An 18,258-nucleotide genomic window follows, 5' to 3' on the forward strand; every position below is an offset into this window, starting at 1 on the left:
CCCGAGACGCACAAGCAAACACTGCTTGTGCGTCGCGCACTTCAAGACTCTGGCTGGCTAGTGTGGCGCTGATGACGGCCCATGTCCTGCGGCACAGGCTTTAGGCGTTCCATCAGAGATGATGCACCCACAAAGGTCGCAAATACCCTGTGGGTGCACATTCACTCGCGAAGACGATCTATCCGCCAGCGCTCTATTTGAACGTTTCAAACAACCCAGTCGCCCCCATCCCACCTCCGACACACATGGTCACGATGCCGTAGCGCAGATTGCGCCGTTGCAGTTCACGGACCAAATGGCCGACCTGGCGCGAGCCGGTCATGCCGAACGGGTGGCCGATGGAGATCGAACCGCCGCTGAGGTTGTATTTGGCGTTGTCGATTCCCAGACGATCACGCGCATACAGACACTGCGACGCAAAGGCTTCATTGAGTTCCCAAAGGTCGATGTCGGCCACTTGCAAGCCTTTAGCCTTGAGCAATTTGGGCACCGAGAACACCGGGCCAATCCCCATCTCGTCCGGCTCGCAACCCGCCACCGTGAAACCACGGAAAAACGCACGCGGTTTGAGGCCCAGTTCCAGGGCTTTTTCCAGGCTCATCACCAACGTCATCGAAGCCCCGTCGGACAACTGCGACGAGTTGCCAGCGGTTACCGAACCGTCTTCTGCGAACACCGGCTTCAGGCCCGCCAGGCTTTCCCGCGTGGTGTCCGGACGATTGCAGTCGTCACGATCAACGATGCCTTCAACCAGGCTAATCGCACCGGTATTTTTGTCCTCGACGCGGTAGGTCACGGCCATCGGCACGATTTCATCGTCGAACAGCCCAGCAGCTTGGGCGGCTGCGGTGCGGTGCTGACTTTGCAAGGCGTAGATATCTTGCTGCTCGCGGCTGACATGGTAGCGGCGCGCGACGATTTCGGCAGTCTGACCCATGGGAAAGTAAATCCCCGGCACCTGTTCCTTAAGCAATGGATTGATCAGGTTGTCGGTGTTGATGCTTTTCATCGTCAGGCTGATCGATTCGACACCACCGGCAACAATGATCTCGCTGCAACCGGAGGCGATCTGGTTGGCTGCGATTGCAATGGCCTGCAAGCCCGATGAGCAGTAGCGGTTGAGGGTCATGCCAGGGACTTGGATACCCAGCTTGGACAGCACCGCCACATTGCGCCCGATGTTGTAGCCCTGCGCACCTTCGTTGGAGCCGGCACCGACGATACAGTCCTCGACCAACGCCGGGTCCAGGCCATTGCGCGTCAACAGTGCGTTGACGCAATGGGCTGCCATGTCATCGGGACGGGTCTGGTTGAACTTGCCGCGAAACGACTTGGCCAATCCCGTCCGCACGCTATCGACAATCACCACTTCACGCATGACACACCTCCACTCTTATTGTTGATGAGAAGGCATTGAGCATAGGGCCAGATAATCCTTGTCCGCGATGATCATTCACTGGCTGTATGGAAAATCATGGTGGTTACTTAGACTTTGTGTCCTTTTCAAAAGCGGCTTCCAGCGCGTTATTGATCGTGCGTAACACCTTCACCCGCGCCCAGCGTTTGTCATTGGCCTCAACCAGGGTCCACGGCGCGATTTCAGTGCTGGTACGATCAACCATGTCGCCCACAGCCGCGCGATAGTCCGGCCATCTCTGACGGTTGCGCCAGTCGTCCTCGGTGATTTTGAAGCGTTTGAACGGAATCTGTTCCCGCGCCTCAAAACGCTCCAGTTGAGTCAGCTCATCAATGGCCAGCCAGAACTTGACTACCACAGTGCCGGCATCGGTCAGCTGTTCTTCGAAATCGTTGATCTCGCTGTACGCCCGGAGCCAATCTGCCGAGCTGCAAAAACCCTCAACGCGCTCTACCAGCACCCGGCCATACCATGACCTGTCGAACACGGTAAATTTGCCACGTGGCGGCATGTGCCGCCAGAAGCGCCAGAGATAAGGCTGTGCACGCTCGTCCTCGGTGGGCGCGGCAATCGGCACAATATTGTACTGACGCGGGTCCAGCGCCGCCGCGACCCGCCGGATGGCGCCGCCTTTGCCTGCGGCATCATTGCCTTCGAATACCGCTACCAGCGAGTGCCGCTTCATACGTTTATCACGCACGTTGCCCGCCAGGCGCGCCTGCTCGGTAATCAATTGTTCTTCGTAATCTTCTTTTTCCAGATGCTGAGTCATGTCGAGACTGTTCAGCAGGCTGAGGTCATCAATATTGGTCGGCAGTGGGCCAATGGTCAGCGGACCTTGAGCGGGTCTTTTATTGGCCAAGGCGGCCTGTAGCCCTTCGAGCAACAGGAGCCCGACGGTCAGGCTGCGATAATGCGGATCCACGCCTTCGATGACATGCCAAGGGGCATAATCATGGCTGGTACGACGCAGCACACGCTCACCGTAGCGAACAAATTTGTCGTAGGTTTTCGATTGTTGCCAGTCCAGCGGACTAATGCGCCAGCTGTGCAAAGGGTCATCCACAAGCAACTTGAGCCGAGCCTTCATCTGCTTCTTGGACAGGTGAAACCAGAACTTGAAAATCAGTGCGCCCTCATCACAGAGCATTCTCTCCAGACGTTCAGCCCCATTGATTGCCTGATCGAGCACGGCATCCTTGAAGTGGCCATGCACCCGCCCCTGAATCATCTGGCTGTACCAATTGCCAAAGAAAATCCCCATACGCCCCTTCGCCGGCAAATGCCGCCAATAGCGCCACGCGGGTGGTCGGGCCAGTTCTTCGTCAGTCTGCTGATCGAACGTACGCACCTCGATCAGCCGTGGGTCCATCCATTCATTGAGCAGCTTAATCGTCTCGCCCTTGCCCGCGCCTTCGACGCCGTTGATCAATACAATCACCGGAAAACGCGCCTGCTGCTTGAGTTCGAATTGCGCGTCGAGCAACGCCTCACGCAGCGCCGGCACCTCGGCGTCGTAAGTTTCTTTGTCAATGGCGTGACCGATTTCGGCGGATTCGAACATGCACAGCTCCCCTTCAAGATCGTCAAGACTAACGGATCGCATCAATCAATGCTGGGTAAGACAGCCATTCGTTGCGATGGGTCAATTGAACAGGCTTCAGGGACCCGCTTCTACCCCTTTGCGCCCTCACCGGTTCGCTGATTGCGTTAATATCCCGCGCTCCTGCTGCCGCCGAGCCGACCATGACCTTCACATCCCACGCCCAGATCGACTGGGACGAACAGGGAAATCCTCATTCGCGGGAATTTTCGGATGTCTATTTCTCCACCCAATCCGGTCTAGACGAAACACGCCATGTCTTTCTGAAACAGAACGATCTGACAAACCGGTTTGCGGCGCTGGCGGCAGGCGAGCGCCTGGTTATCGGGGAAACCGGCTTCGGCACCGGTTTGAATTTTCTTTGCGCCTGGCAGCTGTTTGCCGAGCATGCTGTTGCCGGCGCTCGCCTGCATTTCGTTAGCGTCGAGAAGTTTCCACTGAGCCGCTGCGACCTGCAACGTGCCCTCGCCTTGTGGCCGGAGCTGGCCACCTGTGCCGGGCAACTGCTCGATCAGTACATCGCCGTGCATGACGGTTTTCAGCGCTTGGTGTTCGACGGCGGTCGCGTGACCTTGACCCTGTTGATCGGCGACGCTTTAGACATGTTGCCGCAGCTGGATGGGCAGATTGATGCGTGGTTCCTCGACGGTTTTGCTCCAGCAAAAAATCCGGAAATGTGGACGCCCGAACTGTTCGCCGAACTGGCACGGCTAGCGGCGCCGGGTTCGACCATCAGCACCTTCACCAGTACCGGATGGGTACGTCGCGCGCTGAACGCCGCAGGCTTCAAAATGCGCCGCACGCCGGGTATCGGGCATAAATGGGAGGTGCTGCGCGGGGCGTTTGTCGGTTGGCCGGAAGACGTGCCCAGGCCTGCAGTCGTCAAGCCCTGGTTTGCCCGCCCGGCACCGATCACCACTCAGCGCAAAGCGTTGGTAATCGGCGCTGGCCTGGCCGGTTGCGCAACAGCTGCCAGCCTCGCTGCGCGGGGTTGGCAGGTCAGCCTGATGGAACGCCACGGCGATCTGGCGCAGGAAGCTTCGGGCAACCCGCAAGGGGTGCTGTACTTGAAGCTTTCTGCCCACGGCACGGCGTTGTCGCAGCTGATTTTGAGCGGCTTTGGTTACACCCGCCGCCACCTGGAATACCTGCAACGGGGCACCGACTGGGACGGCTGCGGCGTGTTGCAACTGGCCTTCAATGACAAGGAAGCCGAGCGCCAGACGCAGTTGGCGCACGCGTTCCCCCCCGAACTCTTACACGTACTGGATCAGCCAACCGCCGAAGCCCGAGCCGGTACTGCACTGTCTTGCGGTGGTTTATTTTTCCCCGAGGGAGGCTGGGTACATCCGCCCGCGCTGTGCCAGTTTCAGGCCACGCACCCCAATATTCAGCTGTTGGCACATCACGACGTACTGGAACTGCGTCGTAGCGGCGAACAGTGGCAGGCCTGGGATGGAGAGCGATTGCTCGACGAGGCTCCGGTGGTGATATTGGCCGGCGCTGCAGAGGTCAAGCGCTTCCCGGCCAGCGCTGAATTACCCCTCAAGCGTATTCGTGGGCAGATCACCCGGCTTGCCCAGACCCCGGCAAGCGAAGCCTTGAGCACCGTGGTCTGCGCCGAAGGTTATGTGGCGCCCGCCCGGCTGGGCGAACACACGTTAGGGGCGAGCTTCGACTTCAAAAGCGATGACCAGACGCCGACCAGTGCCGAGCACCAGAGCAATCTCGAACTCTTGCAAGAAATCTCCGAAGACTTGCTCAAGCGGCTGGGCGCAGACGCGTTGGAACCTGAGTACCTGCAAGGGCGAGCCGCATTCCGTTGCACCAGCCCGGACTACCTGCCCATCGTCGGCCCGCTGGCGGATAAGCAGCGTTTTCTGGAAGCTTACGCGGCGCTGGGCAAAGACGCCCGACAAGTGCCGGATACCGTTTGCCCTTGGCTCGACGGCCTGTACATCAACAGTGGTCACGGCTCTCGTGGGCTGATCACCGCGCCACTGTCAGGCGAATTGCTCGCGGCCTGGCTGGACAACGAACCCCTGCCGTTGCCCCGTAGCATTGCCGAAGCCTGCCATCCCAACCGTTTCGCGTTGAGGGCGTTGATTCGGGGAAAGATATAAACACGGGATGACTGGCGTCAGTGCCCTGCTGACTAGCCATCAATCTTCATGCGACGGGCGCTGACGGCTCATGTCGACGCAGTCAGCGCACTGCCGCGCTGAAAACTCAGGCCAGCGTCTCATCCATGCGCCCTTTGCGCCGGTAGGGAAAGACATCAATGACCTTGCCCGCCCGAATCGCGTCTTGCAGGCTTTTCCAGTAATCAGCGTCATACAACTCACCGTGGAGCTCATTGAACAGCCGACGCTGGCCCATGTCGGCAAACAGAAACGGTGGAAACTCCTCAGGGAAAATATCCAGCGGAGCAATGGAATACCAAGGCTCCGAGGACATTTCATCTTCGGGCGTACGGGGCGCCGGGATGTGGCGGAAATTGGCTTCGGTGAGGTAACAAATTTCGTCGTAATCGTAGAACACCACCCGGCCGTGACGGGTCACGCCAAAGTTCTTCAGCAGCATATCGCCGGGGAAAATATTCGACGCAGCCAACTGCTTGATCGCCAACCCATAATCGTCCAGTGCTTCGCGCACCTGGGCTTCGTTGGCGTTTTCCAGATAGAGGTTCAACGGCGTCATACGCCGCTCGGTCCAGCAGTGACGGATCAGGACGGTGTCGCCTTCGACTTCAACGGTCGACGCCGCCACATCCAGCAGTTCGGCGAGGCACTCAGGATCAAACTTGTTCAACGGAAAACGGAAATCGGCGAACTCCTGGGTATCGGCCATGCGCCCTACCCGGTCGACGCTTTTTACCAGACGGTATTTTTCGATTACCGTGGCACGGTCGACGTTTTTCGACGGCGCGAAGCGGTCCTTGATGATCTTGAACACCGTATTGAAACCCGGCAGGGTAAACACGCTCATGACCATGCCGCGCACACCGGGCGCCATGATAAAGCGGTCGTCGGTAGTGGCCAGATGGTTGATCAGGGCGCGGTAGAACTCGGACTTGCCATGTTTGTAAAACCCGATCGAGGTGTACAGCTCGGCGATGTGCTTGCCAGGCAAAATACGCTTGAGAAAGCCGATAAACTCTGCGGGCACCGGCACGTCGACCATGAAGTACGAGCGTGTGAACGAGAAGATGATCGACACATCAGCTTCATCGGTAATCAGCGCATCAATCTGGATACCTCGGCCTTCACGGTGCAGCAGGGGTATTACCAGCGGCCATTGCTCGTCTTGGGTAAAAATGCGCCCGACCAGATACGCCCCTTTGTTGCGGTACAGAATCGACGAGAACAGCTCCACGCTGAGCGCCGGGTCCTTGCACACCCAATCGGGCAGGTTTTCCCGCAATTGCCCTTCAAGCCGTTGCAGATCACCCGGCAAATCGGCAAACGGCACATCGAACTTATACTCGGCAAAAATCTGTTTGAGCATGCTCGACAGCTCGCCCTGGGGCCGATAAACGCGGGTTTGAGCCGCCTTGTCGTGGCGGCGCAAAGACGGACGCGTGGTGTGGACGAACATGCAGCCGTCGCTGATCAGGTCATGACTGAACAGGCCACAGAAAATCGAGTTGAACCAGGTTTCCGCCAGCTCATCGTCAAACCGTACATCGATCAGGTTGATATACGCGTTTTTGACCAGCGGCCAGCAGCTCACATCCAACAGGCCCTGGGCGTCGAACGTACCGTGCAAACGCTCGGTCACTTCGCTGACTTTCTCTTCGTATAGGTTGATCCGCGCTGCCGATGCTCGCTGAGCTTCCTGCCATAACGCTTGTTCGAAGCGCGCCTGAGCACCATCGGCAATCTGCCGAAAATGCTCTCGATAATCATCAAAACCGTCAAGAATCATTTGGGCGATATCGGCGGCTGGCCATTGCTGCGGCATAAACAGATCTCGTCAGGAATTCGGAAGCCCGAGCTTAGCCAGTGGACAGGCATAGGAGAAGCGTATTTTTCCGCTCTCGGTTGCGCTCAGCCCGCCGCCCCAGCGACACTCTCGCCCCGACCACCGGCCTGGAGCTGGATTTGAGACCCGCCGACACCCTGCGTTTATTAGCACTCGCCGCCATCTGGGGCGCCAGCTTCCTGTTCATGCGGATCATCGCACCCGTGCTCGGCACCGTACCGACGGCGTTTTTTCGCGTATCCATTGCCGCTGGCGGCTTGCTGGTGATCCTCTGGCTGATGCGGATTGATTGGGATTTTCGCGGCAAATTCAAAATCTGCCTACTGCTGGGGATGATCAACTCCGGGCTGCCCGCGACCTTGTATTCATTAGCCGCTCAAGTATTACCCGCCGGTTATTCATCGATTTTCAACGCAACGACGCCGCTGATGGGCGTATTGATTGGTGGGTTGTTCTTCAGCCAAAAACTGTCCCCGGTGAAAATCGCGGGGGTGTTTCTCGGCTTGTTCGGTGTCGGCATCCTGACCCGTGCGGGGCCCGTGGCTTTCAATCGGGAGCTGCTGACCGGCGCTCTGGCCTGTTTGCTGGCAACGACAAGCTACGGCTTCGCCGGCTTCCTCGCTCACCGCTGGCTCGATCAGCAAGGTGGGCTCGACCCAAGGCTCGCCACCGTCGGCAGCATGCTCGGCGCCACGCTGTTATTGCTGCCGCTATTCGGCTACAGCGTCATCAGCCATCCACCCGCCAGTTGGGGCGGGAGCAGCGTGTGGCTGTCGTTACTCGGACTGGGACTGGTGTGCACCGCGTTCGCCTACATCCTGTTCTTTCGGCTGCTTAGCGACATTGGCCCGCTCAGTTCGATGACCGTGACCTTCATGATCCCGCCCTTCGGCGTACTGTGGGGCGCACTGTTTCTCGATGAACCGCTGTCGTGGGCTCATCTGTATGGCGGCGTATTGATTGCGGTAGCGCTGTGGCTGGTGCTGAAGCCTGTCGCAATGGCGAAGGCTTCAGCAGGTGAGCATTAACCTGCGTCAGGCGTGCGAAACACAAACACCCGTCCGACGTTGTATCAGCCGAACAGCCAATAGCCGAGCAAGGTCAGAACGATCACCGCCAATACCGGACGCATGACACGGTAGGCCTTGGGGTGACGACGCTTGAACTGTTTGACGCTGGAGCTCATGCCATTGCTAAAACGCTTGCTGTAGGCATACGCCTGGTTAATCCCGCCGACACGTTCATCATCTGTGTTCTGCGGCGCCGTGGCATGCCCCAAGACTCTGCTGACCCAACGATTGATGCGGGTCATGAGCCGAGAGCGCAGAGGGCGTTCGACATCACAGAACAGAATCACACGGGTGGTTTCGGTCTGGTTCTTGACCCAATGCACGTAGGTTTCATCGAACATCACATCTTCGCCATCGCGCCAGGCATACGCCTGTCCATCGACGTAAATGCGGCAATCATCCGAGTTTGGCGTCGACAGCCCCAAGTGATAACGCAGCGAGCCGGCAAACGGGTCGCGATGGGGATTGAGGTGGCTATCACCTGGCAAGAGCGCGAACATCGCGCCCTTCACGTTGGGAATGCTATTCACCAGTTCGACGGTCTTGGGGCACAACAGCACAGCCGACGGCAAAGCGGTGTCGTACCACTTGAGGTAGAAGCGCTTCCAGCCTTTTTTGAAGAACGAACCGAAACCGGCGTCGTTGTCCTTCTCGGCAGCGCGGATATATCCCTCGTCGAACAAGTGCATGGCTTCTTCGCGAATGACTTGCCAGTTGTCCTTGAGCACGTCCATCTCAGGAAATTTGGTGCGGTCCAGATAAGGCTTCGAAGGCACGCCGGAGAACAGATACATCAAGGCGTTATAGGGGGCAAACAACGCGGAATGGTTGACGAACTGGCGGAGCAATGGCAGTCGCGCTTTACCCCGCAGATGCACATACAACGTGCTTCCTACGAAAAGCATCAAAATCGAGGCTTTGGCGGCGAAAGAAAAGGTCATGAAACTCTCCTTGAAAATGGACAACTAATTGCACGCCGCGGCACTGTTTTAATTATCTGATACTGAAAGCGGCTGTTCGGGGAACAACCGCTCACGCATTCCGTCTTTGCAAAATGCGCGCACAGCGGGTTGGAAGCCGGCCATCATAAGCCTTCACGGGCCGGGTACAAAGCGACCTAAGACCAAAATGGGCTACTGCTGATTTTCCTGATCAGTAAACAGATCACTGAACAACATGCTCGACAGGTAACGCTCACCGGAGTCGGGCAGGATCACGACAATGGTTTTACCCTGCATTTCCGGGGTTTCGGCCATGCGTACCGCTGCGGCCATCGCTGCACCGCATGAAATACCACACAAAATCCCCTCTTCGCGCATCAGGCGCAACGCCATGGCCTTGGACTCTTCATCGCTGACCAGTTCGACCCGATCAATGATCGACAAGTCGAGATTCCTGGGTATGAAACCGGCACCGATCCCCTGAATCTTGTGCGGAGCAGGTTTGATTTCTTCACCAGCCAGCGTCTGGGTGATGATCGGCGAACCTATGGGCTCGACCGCCACCGACAGAATCGGCTTGCCCGCCGTGTGTTTGATATAACGCGAAATCCCGGTAATCGTGCCACCGGTACCCACACCCGCCACTAGCACATCAATGGCACCGTCGGTATCGTTCCAGATCTCCGGACCCGTGGTCTTCTCATGGATCGCCGGGTTGGCCGGGTTATCGAACTGTGAGGGCATGAAATGGAGGGCCGGATTGCTGGCGACCAGTTCTTCGGCTTTTTCGATGGCGCCTTTCATACCCTTGGCAGGTTCGGTCAGCACCAACTCGGCGCCCAATGCCTTAAGCACCTTGCGCCGTTCGATGCTCATCGACGCAGGCATGGTCAACACCAGCTTGTAACCCCGGGCCGCCGCCACAAAAGCCAAACCGATCCCGGTATTGCCTGAAGTCGGCTCGACGATGGTCATGCCCGGCTTGAGCTTACCGCTGCTTTCAGCGTCCCAGATCATGCTGGCGCCGATTCGGCATTTCACCGAATATCCGGGGTTGCGCCCTTCAATCTTGGCCAGGATAGTGACCCCGCGCGGTGCGATACGGTTGATCTGCACCAATGGCGTGTTACCGATGGAATGGGCATTGTCAGCGTAGATGCGGCTCATGGCGGTATCCTTTGCACGTGCTTGAAAAAATCAAAGCGTATGCCGCCAGCAGGGGTGCGTCCAGTCGTAGCGAACGGATGCCGTGCCAGACAGTCATCAGCTCTACTGAACAGGACACCCTCAACATGAAACGTCGCTATAGCTGGCCACTTTGGACCGTTGCGGGAATCGTGGTCGTGCTGATTGCCGCAGACATCGCCCTGCCCTATCTGGTGCGTCACTATTTGAACGACAAGCTCGCCAATATGGGCGACTACCGTGGCCAGGTCACCGACGTCGATCTGGCCCTGTGGCGTGGAGCGTATCGAATCAATGGGCTGAGTATCGTCAAGGTGCAAGGCAAGGTGCCCGTGCCATTCGTCAATGCGCCGGTCATCGACCTGGCGGTGAGCTGGCATTCGTTATGGTATGACCGTGCCGTGGTGGCCCAGGTGGTCTTCATCAAACCCGAGCTGAACTTCGTCGACGGCGGCACCAACAAACAGGCTTCGCAGACCGGTCAAGGCACCGACTGGCGCGCCCAATTGAACAAGCTGTTGCCTATCACTCTCAACGAAGTACGTATAGATGACGGGCGCATCACCTTCAATAATTTCAACTCGACGCCGAACGTGAAGATCGAAGCCGATCACGTGAACGCCAGCCTGTTCAACCTGACCAATATCGCCGACGAAAAAGGCATGCACGAAGCCCGATTTGAGGGCAAAGCCCTGTTACCCGGGAACGCACCGCTGGAAACCTCGGCCACATTCGATCCATTCAGTAACTTTGAAGACTTCGACTTCCGCCTCCGTTCGATCGGGATAGAACTTAAAAGCCTCAACGACTTCGCTTCGGCCTACGGCAAATTCGACTTCAATGCCGGCAGCGGTGACGTGGTGATCGAAGCCCAGGCCAACAAGGGCAAGCTCAGCGGTTATATCAAACCGCTGCTGCGCGATGTCGAGGTGTTCAACTGGCAGCAGGATGTCGAGAACCAGAACAAAAGCTTCTTCCGCTCGATCTGGGAGGCAGTGGTCGGCACCAGCGAAACCGTCTTGAAGAACCAAAGCAAAAACCAATTCGCCACCCGCGTAGAACTCAGTGGCAGCGTGCACCAACAAGACATCAGCGGCTTTCAGGCATTCCTGCAGATCCTGCGCAACGCCTTCATTCAGGCGTTCAACACCCGCTATGACAACAGCAAAACACAGTAGCCAAGGTGGATTAGTGCTTTTTCAACGGGGACAGGACTTAAACAATGGCTGATCTAATCTTGACCCAGTCAAATCGTGACGCGCCATTCAGAGACTGAATGGCGCCTCTGCGTTCACAGTCGCCCGGCCTGCGCGGTATAGTCGGCACATTAAGTACCTTTTTTTGCGCCGTTTCAGGCGATACCGTTCGAGGATTTTTAGATGAAGTTCGAAGGCACCAGCGCATACGTCGCCACTGACGACCTGAAGCTCGCGGTCAACGCTGCTATCACTCTGGAGCGGCCACTGCTGGTCAAAGGCGAGCCTGGCACCGGCAAAACCATGTTGGCCGAACAACTGGCCGAATCCTTCGGCGCCCGGTTGATTACCTGGCACATCAAATCCACCACCAAAGCGCATCAGGGCCTGTACGAGTACGACGCCGTCAGCCGTTTGCGTGATTCGCAGTTGGGTGTGGATAAAGTCCACGACGTACGTAACTACCTGAAGAAGGGCAAGCTGTGGGAAGCCTTCGAGGCCGAAGAGCGGGTCATCCTGCTGATCGATGAGATCGACAAGGCCGACATCGAGTTCCCTAACGACCTGTTGCAAGAACTCGACAAGATGGAGTTCTATGTTTACGAGATAGATGAAACGATCAAAGCGAAAGTACGCCCGATCATCATCATTACATCGAACAACGAAAAAGAACTGCCTGACGCCTTCCTGCGTCGTTGCTTCTTTCACTACATCGCCTTCCCGGACCGCGTCACCCTGCAAAAGATTGTCGATGTGCATTACCCGAACATCAAAAAGGATCTGGTCAGCGAAGCCCTCGATGTGTTCTTCGACGTGCGTAAAGTCCCCGGACTGAAGAAAAAACCGTCCACATCGGAACTGGTCGACTGGCTGAAACTGCTGATGGCCGACAACATCGGCGAAGCGGTGCTGCGCGAACGCGATCCCACCAAGGCCATCCCGCCGCTGGCCGGAGCCCTGGTCAAGAACGAGCAGGACGTGCAATTGCTTGAGCGCTTGGCGTTCATGAGCCGTCGCGGCAACCGCTAAGCACGAATAAGGGCGATCGCCATGCTGCTCAACCTGTTCAATGAAATGCGTGCAGCCAAGGTGCCGGTGTCTGTGCGCGAGCTGCTCGATCTGATCAATGCGCTGAAACAGCGGGTGACCTTCGCTGACATGGACGAGTTCTACTTTCTCGCCCGCACTATTCTGGTCAAGGATGAACGCCACTTCGACAAGTTCGACCGGGCGTTCGGCGCCTACTTCAACGGCTTGGAAAAGCTCGATGATCATCTCCAGGCACTGATCCCTGAAGACTGGCTGCGCAAGGAGTTCGAACGCTCCTTGACCGACGAAGAACGCGCGCAGATCCAGACCCTGGGTGGCTTGGACAAGCTGATCGAAGAATTCAAGAAACGCCTCGAAGAGCAAAAAGAACGCCACGCGGGCGGCAACAAGTGGATTGGCACTGGCGGCACCAGCCCATTTGGCTCAGGCGGTTTCAACCCGGAAGGTATCCGCGTAGGTGATGCCGGCAAGCGTCAAGGCAAAGCGGTCAAGGTCTGGGACCAGCGCGAGTACCGGAACCTCGACGATCAGGTCGAGTTGGGCACGCGCAACATCAAGATTGCGCTGCGCCGTTTGCGTAAATTCGCCCGTCAAGGCGCCGCTGAAGAGCTCGACATCGACGGCACAATCGACCACACCGCCCGTGATGCGGGCCTGCTGAACATTCAGATGCGCCCGGAACGGCGCAACACCATCAAGTTGTTGCTGCTGTTCGACATCGGTGGCTCGATGGATGCTCACGTCAAAACCTGCGAAGAGTTGTTCTCGGCGTGCAAGACCGAGTTCAAACACCTGGAGTATTTCTACTTCCACAACTTCATTTATGAATCGGTGTGGAAGAACAACCTGCGCCGTGGCGCGGAGCGCACTGCCACCCAGGACTTGCTGAACAAATACGGTGCCGATTACAAAGTGATCTTTATCGGCGACGCGGCCATGGCGCCCTACGAAATCACCCAGGCGGGTGGCAGCGTAGAGCACTGGAACGAAGAGCCGGGTTATCGGTGGATGCAGCGCTTCAAGGAAAAATACAAGAAGCTCATCTGGATCAACCCCTACCCCAAAGACACCTGGAACTACACCGCCTCGACCAACATCGTGCGCGATCTGATTGACGATCAGATGTTTCCGCTAACCTTGCGTGGGCTGGAAGAAGGGATGCGGTTTTTGGCGAAATAGCTGCCTGATCCATGGCCTCTTCGCGAAGAGGCCATTAGTTTCACCCTCAACCCTGAAAACGCTGCACATACTCCATATGCTGCTGATGCGCTGCTGTCTGCACAATCGGCTTGAGACTGACAGGTGCGCCCGGCAGGCATTGGGCCAGTCGGGCCAATGCCAACGGGGTCAACGCCCCAAGTCTTGGGTACCCGCCAATGGTTTGTCGGTCATTGAGCAGCACAATCGGTTGCCCGTCCGGCGGCACCTGAATCGCGCCCAGCGGGATGCCTTCGGAGATCAGCGGCGCGCCCTGATAAACCAGTTCCGGTCCCAATAAACGAATGCCCATCCTGTCGGCACGGCTGTCGAGGATCCACTCGCTGTTGAAGGCATCGAACAGGCTCAAGCCGCTGAACTGGCCAATTTGTGCGCCGAGCACAACGTCCAATGAACTGTTCAGGTTGAGATCGGGGGTCAAATGATCCGGCAGAGCATGCAGGACGAACGCCGAACCGGCGTAAGACAGGTGATCCCCTTTGGCCAGTGCTTTGCCCATTCCATCCAGCCCGCCCAGTTCTTCACGCACGACCGTAGCGCAACTGCCGAGCACCGATGGCGCATCGAAGCCTCCGGGAGCCGCGAGATAAGCCCGCGCACCCAGGATCGGTTGGGTAAAGCGTAAACGCTCACCCTTGCGCATGAAAAAACTGCGCCAGGGTGCCAGCGGCCGACTGCCCAGCAACGCGCCGAGATCGGCACCCGCCAGCGCCAGGCAGCAATCCTGTTCGGCGAGCAGGGTCAAGCCGCCCAGCGTCACCTCGATCACCGCCGCGTCCAGCTGATTGCCCAGCAGGTTGTTCGCCCAGGACATCGAGACCCAATCCGCCGCCCCGCCTTGGGTCACGCCCAAATGACGAACACCAAAGCGTCCGGCATCCTGCAGCAGGCACAACGGGGTGCTGGCTTCGATCAATAAGGCACTCATGCCTGCACCTCCAACGGCGTGTCATCGCCGCCCAGGCGCACGAATTCGGCATGATCGACGGGGGTAAAGCACACTCGATCACCCGGTTGCATCAAGCTGTAACCCTCGCGTTGGCGGTCGAACAATTTGCTGGGAGTACGGCCGATCAGGTTCCAGCCACCCGGCGACACCACGGGGTAAGCGGCGGTCTGACGCTCGGCGATGCCCACGCTACCGGCAGCCACACGCTTACGCGGTGTGTTCAGGCGTGGCGCGGCAAGGATTTCTTCGACCAGCCCCATAAACGCGAACCCAGGCGCGAACCCCAGGGCAAACACCTGATAGTCGCGCTCACTGTGATGCGCAATGACCTCGCTGATGCTCAAACCGCTGCGCCTGGCCAACAACGTCAGTTCCGGGCCGACGCTCAGGTCATACCAGACCGGTAACACATGGCGTTTGCCGATGGCCTGCGGATCAGGCGCCAGATCGGCCAGCGCCTGATGAATCAATTCCCGAGCCTGATCCGGACTCAACCGGGTCAGGTCGTAATGGACCATCAAGGTGGTGTAGGACGGCACCAGATCAATCAAGTGGCTGGCGAAGCGTTCACGCAAACGTGCACTGGCGGCCAGCATCCACGGCATATTCGCTTCGTCGATGGCATCGAACAGACGCACCATCAAACAATCGATGGCCACCACTTCTATGCGCAACGTCATGACGCTGATTGCTCACCCAACGCCCGGCGGATGCGCTGTACGGCACTCACCGAACTGGCGTTATCGCCATGCACACACAGGGTATCGGCCTTCAAGTGCAGTTCGCTGCCATCGCTGGCACGCAAGGGGTCACCACGGGACAGCGTGAGGGCCTGGCCGATGATGACTTCAGGGTCATGGTGCACGGCGCCCGGTAGTTGCCGTGACACCAGGCGCCCGGCGCTGTCGTAGGCGCGGTCGGCAAAGGCTTCGAACCACAACTGCACGCCGAATTCATCACCCAGCGCTTGCGCAGCACTGTTGTCGCGAGTGGCCATCAGCATCAGCGGTAATTGCGCGTCGTAGCGGGCGATGGCCTGGATCACGGCACGCAACTGCTCGGGGCTGGCCATCATGTCGTTGTACATCGCACCATGAGGTTTGACGTAGCGAACGCGGCCACCTTGTACCCGGCAAATGCCGTCCAGCGCACCGATCTGATAGTGCAGCAAGTCCTGGATTTCAGCCGGGGTACAGACCATTGAGCGCCGACCAAAGCCCACCAGATCCGGGTACGCCGGGTGGGCACCGATCATGACGTCATGGGCCAAGGCCAGGCTCACCGTTTTTCGCATGATCCCAGGGTCTCCGGCATGGAAGCCGCAGGCGATATTGGCGCAATCAATAAACGGCATCACTTCAGCGTCGAGACCCATGGTCCACGCGCCGTAGCTCTCACCCATATCGCAATTCAATAACAGGCGGCCCATAGGGAATGTCCTGCGTGCGTTGAAGTTTTGAGGAACTGGCCTCTGTAGAGCACATTTTTGAGTGTAATCGGACAGGGCGTCCAACGAATAAAACCAAGGTGCAGGGATAAGAAAAAGTGATGGAGCTTGTCAGGCAGGCCTTCGCTGCCTGACAAGCCGATGACGCAGAAGGGTTTAGCGCAGATCCCGATTCAGTAACGGCTTGCGTCGTCCGCCATTGATCACCCAGCCGATCAGCAGGAAGAAGCTCTCCACCACCAGCGCCAGCAGCAAGGCGCAGACGATACCCCAGGCGATGACCTCCGGGACCAGCAGGACTTGGTACGTGTAGGCATTGAAGGTTTCCCAACGAATGTCCGGATTGGCGGCAGAGACCACATGCCAGGCCTTGGCATACCAAGGGCCCTGCAAGGCCTGCCACTCGCGGTCGAGCAACTGATTGCGGGTCAGCAATAGGTTGAGGCTGTCGGCATCACTGCGAAACACCGGGTCTTCACTGCTACGGTAATGCGCGACCAACGCCTGTAAATCGCCCTTGAAGAAGCGTTCGGCAGTGTCGGAGTAGCCTTTGAGGCTTTGCTGCGCCTCGATCAAGTGCGCTTCCACGCGCTTGCTGTAATCGCTGATGAATCCCGGAATTTGCACACCGAGCAACAGACCCACCGTGAACAATACCAATCGCAGATAGCTTCGCAGCATAGGTCCCTCTCTTTCAGGTTCGGCCCTGGATTACGCACTCGCCGCGGCGCCAAAGGCTCCATTCCCCTGGCTCGTAACGCGTCCAGGTCTCGTTTTCGGTCAACGGCTCGGTGGCAATCACCGTCACCACGTCATTGGGGGTGGTTTCTGCCTGAAAATCGACGATCACATCGACATCTTTCAGGCGAGCCGGGCCGAACGGCGCACGCCGAGTGATGTGCGCCAGCTTGCTCGAACAGAAACAGAACAGCCAGTCGCCATCACTCAGCAGGCAATTGAATACGCCTTTACTGCGATACTCGGCACACGCTTCGACCAACGAAGGCAGCAGCTGCTCGATCTCGACCGGCTCGGGAAAGGCTTCACGGACCCGGTTGAGCAGATCACAGAAGGCCGACTCGCTGTCGGTATCACCTACCGGCCGGTAGAACGTTGCGCGTGGATTGAATTGCGCCAACTGACCGTTATGGGCGAAGCACCAGTTACGGCCCCACAATTCACGGACGAAGGGATGGGTGTTGGACAAGCAGACCTTGCCGACATTGGCCTGACGGATATGACCAATGACCACTTCGCTTTTGATGGGGTAGCGCTGCACCAACAGCGCGACTTCCGACTCACTGCTCGCGGCCGGGTCCTGGAACAGGCGCAGGCCACGGCCTTCGTAAAAGGCGATGCCCCAGCCATCCCGATGCGGACCTGTACGTCCACCCCGTTGTATCAGCCCGGTGAAGCTGAACACGATATCGGTCGGTACGTTGGCGCTCATGCCCAGTAATTCACACATGCTTAAACTCTCGCTTCAATACGTTCAGCAATACAGGTCGCGCCGGCCTCAAGGCGAGGCGCATTTGCCAACGAAGCGGAAGTTCTACAGGCGCGGTTCAACCCGTATACGGCTGCTGGCGCTGCTGCCGGGAGCCGCTGCGGGTTTACGTCCATAACGATCACCGTCAACCGGAGCAAAGGGTTCGTCATCGTCGCTCTGCGCAGGCGTTGACGGCTCGGTCCCGGCCTGAGGCTGACGGGCTGTGCGGCGCTTTTCCAGCGGCCAGCGCACCAGCACAAAAAGAAGGTAAAGGCCAAAGGCAATCATGGCGTACATGGCCAGATCCGACACCGCTCGCCAGACGTTGTTGCCAACCTTGAAGGCCAGATCCAGCGCGGTGATTGCGACTGCCGGGGCGAATTTTTCCTTCACCGGGTCGATGATGGTCGGACTGAACAGCAAAACCGCACCCAGGACCCGCAGCGGCTCGCGCAGCCAGCGCCACATCCACCCAGTCAGCTTGAACCACACCCACAGGCAGCCCAGCGCAGCAAAAGCGTAAAGGCCCCAAGCAGTTAGATAATCGTTCTCGGTCATGACGTTCGTGGTAAGCCAGGCAAAGAGGCGCTTATGATAACGGCTTTTCGCTGACCCGGCCTCCCTGGTGTCAGTAATCGGTTGCCACCCAGCGGCAATCCTCGGCTGAATCAAGGTCTTTCACGGCCCGATTATTTTTATAGAGAGCCCC

The 18,258-nt window shown here is 58.0% G+C and carries 16 protein-coding genes; 5 read left to right on the plus strand and 11 right to left on the minus strand.

The window, feature by feature from the left end; genetic code table 11:
• Positions 1-193: 193 nt before the first annotated feature.
• Together QN399_RS14875 and pap are read right to left on the minus strand one after the other, a co-directional pair.
• The gene (locus tag QN399_RS14875; protein WP_322215373.1) at positions 194-1,378 is read right to left on the minus strand and encodes a thiolase family protein; all 1,185 of its coding nucleotides are present in this window, start codon (positions 1,376-1,378) and stop codon (positions 194-196) included.
• Positions 1,379-1,481: 103 nt separating this feature from the next.
• A complete protein-coding gene (pap, locus tag QN399_RS14880; RefSeq protein ID WP_330201097.1) occupies positions 1,482-2,981 on the minus strand; it encodes a polyphosphate:AMP phosphotransferase in 1,500 nt (499 codons plus the stop codon).
• A 182-nt stretch (positions 2,982-3,163) separates the two neighbouring features.
• On the opposite strand from pap, the gene mnmC reads away from it, so the two are divergent.
• Positions 3,164-5,143 carry a bifunctional tRNA (5-methylaminomethyl-2-thiouridine)(34)-methyltransferase MnmD/FAD-dependent 5-carboxymethylaminomethyl-2-thiouridine(34) oxidoreductase MnmC gene (mnmC, locus tag QN399_RS14885; RefSeq protein ID WP_330201098.1) on the plus strand — a complete coding sequence of 660 codons (1,980 nt, stop codon included), beginning with the start codon at positions 3,164-3,166 and terminating at the stop codon, positions 5,141-5,143.
• A 106-nt stretch (positions 5,144-5,249) separates the two neighbouring features.
• Here the strand turns inward: mnmC and aceK are convergent, their stop codons facing one another.
• The gene (aceK, locus tag QN399_RS14890; RefSeq protein WP_330201099.1) at positions 5,250-6,983 is read right to left on the minus strand and encodes a bifunctional isocitrate dehydrogenase kinase/phosphatase; all 1,734 of its coding nucleotides are present in this window, start codon (positions 6,981-6,983) and stop codon (positions 5,250-5,252) included.
• A 140-nt stretch (positions 6,984-7,123) separates the two neighbouring features.
• Here aceK and QN399_RS14895 point away from each other — a divergent pair, with 140 nt between their 5' ends.
• Positions 7,124-8,032 (plus strand): DMT family transporter, encoded by a 909-nt coding sequence (locus QN399_RS14895; RefSeq protein ID WP_322180283.1) that lies wholly within the window; start codon positions 7,124-7,126, stop codon positions 8,030-8,032.
• A gap of 44 nt (positions 8,033-8,076) precedes the next feature.
• Here QN399_RS14895 and QN399_RS14900 read toward each other — a convergent pair whose 3' ends face one another.
• Both QN399_RS14900 and cysK read right to left on the minus strand, forming a co-directional pair.
• Positions 8,077-9,015 (minus strand): aspartyl/asparaginyl beta-hydroxylase domain-containing protein, encoded by a 939-nt coding sequence (locus tag QN399_RS14900; protein WP_322180285.1) that lies wholly within the window; start codon positions 9,013-9,015, stop codon positions 8,077-8,079.
• A 192-nt stretch (positions 9,016-9,207) separates the two neighbouring features.
• Positions 9,208-10,182: a cysteine synthase A gene (gene cysK, locus QN399_RS14905; protein WP_322180288.1), complete on the minus strand. Its 975-nt coding sequence runs from the start codon at positions 10,180-10,182 to the stop codon at positions 9,208-9,210.
• A gap of 125 nt (positions 10,183-10,307) precedes the next feature.
• On the opposite strand from cysK, the gene QN399_RS14910 reads away from it, so the two are divergent.
• The 3 genes from QN399_RS14910 (at position 10,308) to QN399_RS14920 (ending at position 13,625) form a co-directional block, all read left to right on the plus strand.
• Positions 10,308-11,378, plus strand: coding sequence for a DUF748 domain-containing protein (locus tag QN399_RS14910; protein ID WP_322180290.1), 1,071 nt, complete (start codon positions 10,308-10,310; stop codon positions 11,376-11,378).
• 201 nt (positions 11,379-11,579) lie between these two features.
• Positions 11,580-12,425, plus strand: a complete 846-nt coding sequence (locus QN399_RS14915; RefSeq protein WP_219064215.1) for a MoxR family ATPase — start codon at positions 11,580-11,582, stop codon at positions 12,423-12,425.
• 21 nt (positions 12,426-12,446) lie between these two features.
• Positions 12,447-13,625, plus strand: a complete 1,179-nt coding sequence (locus QN399_RS14920; RefSeq protein WP_330201100.1) for a VWA domain-containing protein — start codon at positions 12,447-12,449, stop codon at positions 13,623-13,625.
• A 46-nt stretch (positions 13,626-13,671) separates the two neighbouring features.
• On the opposite strand, the gene QN399_RS14925 is transcribed toward QN399_RS14920, so the two are convergent.
• The 6 genes from QN399_RS14925 to QN399_RS14950 form a co-directional block, all read right to left on the minus strand.
• Positions 13,672-14,592: a biotin-dependent carboxyltransferase family protein gene (locus tag QN399_RS14925; RefSeq protein ID WP_323566267.1), complete on the minus strand. Its 921-nt coding sequence runs from the start codon at positions 14,590-14,592 to the stop codon at positions 13,672-13,674.
• Complete coding sequence (gene pxpB, locus QN399_RS14930; RefSeq protein ID WP_322180297.1) at positions 14,589-15,293, minus strand: 5-oxoprolinase subunit PxpB; 705 nt, start codon at positions 15,291-15,293, stop codon at positions 14,589-14,591. The genes QN399_RS14925 and pxpB overlap by 4 nt, the downstream gene beginning before the upstream one ends.
• A complete protein-coding gene (locus QN399_RS14935) occupies positions 15,290-16,042 on the minus strand; it encodes a 5-oxoprolinase subunit PxpA (protein WP_322180299.1) in 753 nt (250 codons plus the stop codon). Before QN399_RS14935 ends, pxpB begins: the two co-directional genes overlap by 4 nt.
• Positions 16,043-16,216: 174 nt before the next feature.
• On the minus strand, positions 16,217-16,741 hold the full coding sequence (locus QN399_RS14940) for a DUF2937 family protein (RefSeq protein WP_330201101.1): 525 nt from the start codon (positions 16,739-16,741) through the stop codon (positions 16,217-16,219).
• Positions 16,742-16,754: 13 nt separating this feature from the next.
• Positions 16,755-17,528 carry a class II glutamine amidotransferase gene (locus QN399_RS14945; protein ID WP_323566265.1) on the minus strand — a complete coding sequence of 258 codons (774 nt, stop codon included), beginning with the start codon at positions 17,526-17,528 and terminating at the stop codon, positions 16,755-16,757.
• An 84-nt stretch (positions 17,529-17,612) separates the two neighbouring features.
• Positions 17,613-18,107, minus strand: coding sequence for an MFS transporter (locus QN399_RS14950; protein WP_322180305.1), 495 nt, complete (start codon positions 18,105-18,107; stop codon positions 17,613-17,615).
• Positions 18,108-18,258: the final 151 nt, after the last annotated feature.

Source organism: Pseudomonas sp. 10C3 (genome assembly GCF_036346185.1).
Classification (GTDB): Bacteria; Pseudomonadota; Gammaproteobacteria; order Pseudomonadales; family Pseudomonadaceae; genus Aquipseudomonas.